At 62.5% G+C, this 3,154-nt stretch carries 1 protein-coding gene; it reads right to left on the bottom strand.

What is annotated here, in order from left to right:
* Positions 1–3,154: beta strand repeat-containing protein (locus ACFQ14_RS00005; protein ID WP_377210645.1), on the bottom strand; the 3,154-nt coding region annotated here is incomplete at both ends.

Genomic DNA, 3,154 nt, shown 5'->3' with positions numbered 1-3,154 from the left:
CACCGCATCAACAGCACCGTCATAATCAGCAACCGGCGCAAACGACAGTGTCGCAAACTCGGTAACCGTCAGGGCGTCACCCGCAGACAGCGTCTGCGTGGCACCGCCGGCATCGGTGTAACGAACCGTGCCCTGGGTCGCGGCGTTCGGAACCGTGTTGATCGTTACCGTCAGATCGGCGGCAACATCATCCACATCGCTCGGCAAGGTCGGCGTCAGCGGCGTGACCGTGTCTTCCGTCACGCTGACCGCATCCACATTGCCCTCAGGCGCGTCGTTGACCGGCGTGACCGTGATATCGACCGTGCCGACAGAACCGGCGTCAGATGCGCCAGCATCATCGCGCACCGTGTAGATCACCTGCGTCACAGGGCCGTTGAAATCACTCGCGCCCGTAAACGTCACGCTGGCAAGCTCGCTCATCGAAAGATCGTCGCCAACAGCCACAACCTGTGCCGCTCCGCCACCATCCGGCGTATAGCTCAACACGCCCTGCGACGCGCCGGGAACCTGATCAATACGGGCCGTCAGATTGGCAGCAACATCATCAACATCAACCGGAGCCGTAACATTAAGCGCAACCGTCCCCTCCTCAGCAACGCCAACAACATCAGCAAAAGCCTCAGGCGCGTCGTTGATCGGCGTCAGAACGATGGCAATCGTGCCAGCCGTCGTCGTCGCACCGTCATCATCGGCAACCGAATAGCGCAGCAGATCAACCGAACCGGCATAATCCGTCGCTGGCGTGAACGACAAAGTGTCGAACTCCGCAGGGGTTAGCACCGTGCCGGCAGTCAATGTCTGCGTGGCACCACCACCATCGGTGTAGCTCACCACACCCTGGCTCGTCGGGTTCGGGATCTGGGTGACCGTGATCACCAGACTTGCATCAACATCATCCACATCGGTGGGCGCAGTCGGGTTCAGCGCGGTGGGCGTGTCCTCGATCACCGACACGAAGTCCGTGTTGGCCACTGGCGCGTCGTTCACAGGCACAATCGTGATATCGACCGTGCCGACAGAACCGGCGTCAGATGCGCCAGCATCGTCTGCAACAGCATAGGTGAGCGGCGTTACCGGACCGGTATAATCAGCAGCACCGCGGAACGTGGCCGTGGCCAGCTCGCTCAGCGTCAGCGCGTCACCGGCAGCCAGCACGAGCGCCGTGCCACCACCGTCCGGCGTGTAGCGGATCGTGCCCTGGCCTGCGGTTGGAACCTGCGTGATCGTCACGCTCAGATCGGCGGGAACATCGTCCACATCGCTCGGCAGCGTGATGTTGAGCGCGGTTGCCACGTCTTCGTTGGCAGACACCGTGTTGTCAAACGCATCCGGCGCGTCGTTGACCGCAACCAGCGTGATCGCAATGGAGCCCGTATCCGTCAGGCCATCGTCGTCAGCAACCGTGTAGGTGATCGCATCGACCAGACCGTCATAATCAGCAACCGGCGCAAACGACAGCGTCGCGAACTCGGTCAGGCTCAGCGCATCGCCGGCAAGCAAGGTCGCCGTGCCGCCGCCGTCCGGCGTATAGCTGACAACGCCCTGGCTCGTCGGGTTCGGGATTGCGGTGATCGTCACCGTCAGATCGGCAGGAGCATCGTCAATGTCGGTCGGTGCCGTCGGGTTCAGCGGTGTGGGCGTGTCTTCCGTCACGCTGACAGCATCCGTGTTGCCAACGGGCGCGTCGTTCACAGGCACAATCGTGATATCAACCGTGCCGAACGAACCGGCATCAGCCGCAAACTCGTCGTCCTGCGCCGTATAGGTCAGCGAGGTGACCGGACCGGTGTAATCCGGCACCGGCGTGAACGTGGCCGTGGCCAGCTCGCTCAGCGTCAGCGTATCGCCAGCAGCCAGCGTCAGATCAGCACCGCCACCGTCCGGCGTGTACGTGATCGTACCTTCACCAGCCAGCGGTGTTTGCGTGATGATCACGCTCAGATCGGCTGGAACATCATCCACATCGCTCGGCAAGGTGATGGCAAGCGGTGTCGCCGTATCTTCCGTCACATCAACCGTATCAACCACGGCATCCGGCGCGTCGTTGACCGCAACCAGCGTGATCGCAATGGAGCCCGTATCCGTCAGGCCATCGTCGTCAGCAACCGTGTAGGTGATCGCATCGACCAGACCGTCATAATCAGCAACCGGCGCAAACGACAGCGTCGCGAACTCGGTCAGGCTCAGCGCATCGCCGGCAAGCAAGGTCGCCGTGCCGCCGCCGTCCGGCGTATAGCTCACCACGCCCTGGCTCGTCGGGTTCGGGATTGCGGTGATCGTCACCGTCAGATCGGCAGGAGCATCGTCAATATCGGTCGGTGCCGTCGGGTTCAGCGGTGTGGGCGTGTCTTCCGTCACGCTGACAGCATCCGTGTTGCCAACTGGCGCGTCGTTCACAGGCACAATCGCAATGTTGACCGTGCCGTTGGAGCCCGCATCCGACAGGCCATCATCGTCCGTGACCGTGTAGCTCAGCGGGGTCACCGGACCGGTATAATCGGGCGCTGACGTAAAGCTCAGCGTCGCAAGCTCGCTCATCGACAGCGTATCGCCAGCAGCCAGCGTGGCAGAACCGCCACCGTCCGGCGTATATATAATCGTGCCTTCACCCGGCAATGGCACCTGGTTGATCGTCGCCGTCAGGGCTGCCGCCACATCATCCACATCCACAGGCGGTGTGACCGTCAGCAGCGTTGGAACGTCTTCGTTGGCCGTGACCGCATCACTTGCCGCATCCGGGGCGTCGTTGATGGGGGTGACTGTGATGGCGACGGAGCCTGTGTCGCTTGCGCCCCCGTCGTCGGAGACGGTGTAGGCGAAGGATGTGGCTGTGCCGTTGAAGTCGGTGGCAGGCGTAAACAGGGTGGTCGCCAGCTCTGCGACCGAGATCGTATCGCCAAGCGCCAGCGTCACCGCCGCACCACCGCCGTCCGGCGTGTAGCTGATCGTGCCCTCGGTCGTGGCGTTCGGCAATTGATCGACCGTCACCGTCAGAACCGTGGTCAGATCATCAACATCACCCGGCAGCGTCGGGTTCAGCGCAACAGCAACCTCTTCAGGCGTCGTCACGGCATCATCATTGGCCACAGGCGCGTCGTTAACCGCAACCATCAGGATCGTCACCGTCCCGTTGGAGCCGAGATCCGAAAGG

The sequence above is a fragment of the Pseudahrensia aquimaris genome (genome assembly GCF_042676045.1).
Classification (GTDB): Bacteria; Pseudomonadota; Alphaproteobacteria; order Rhizobiales; family Rhizobiaceae; genus Pseudahrensia; species Pseudahrensia aquimaris.
The sequence above is the reverse complement of the archived record's forward strand: the minus strand, read 5'-3'. Positions and strand labels throughout refer to the sequence as shown.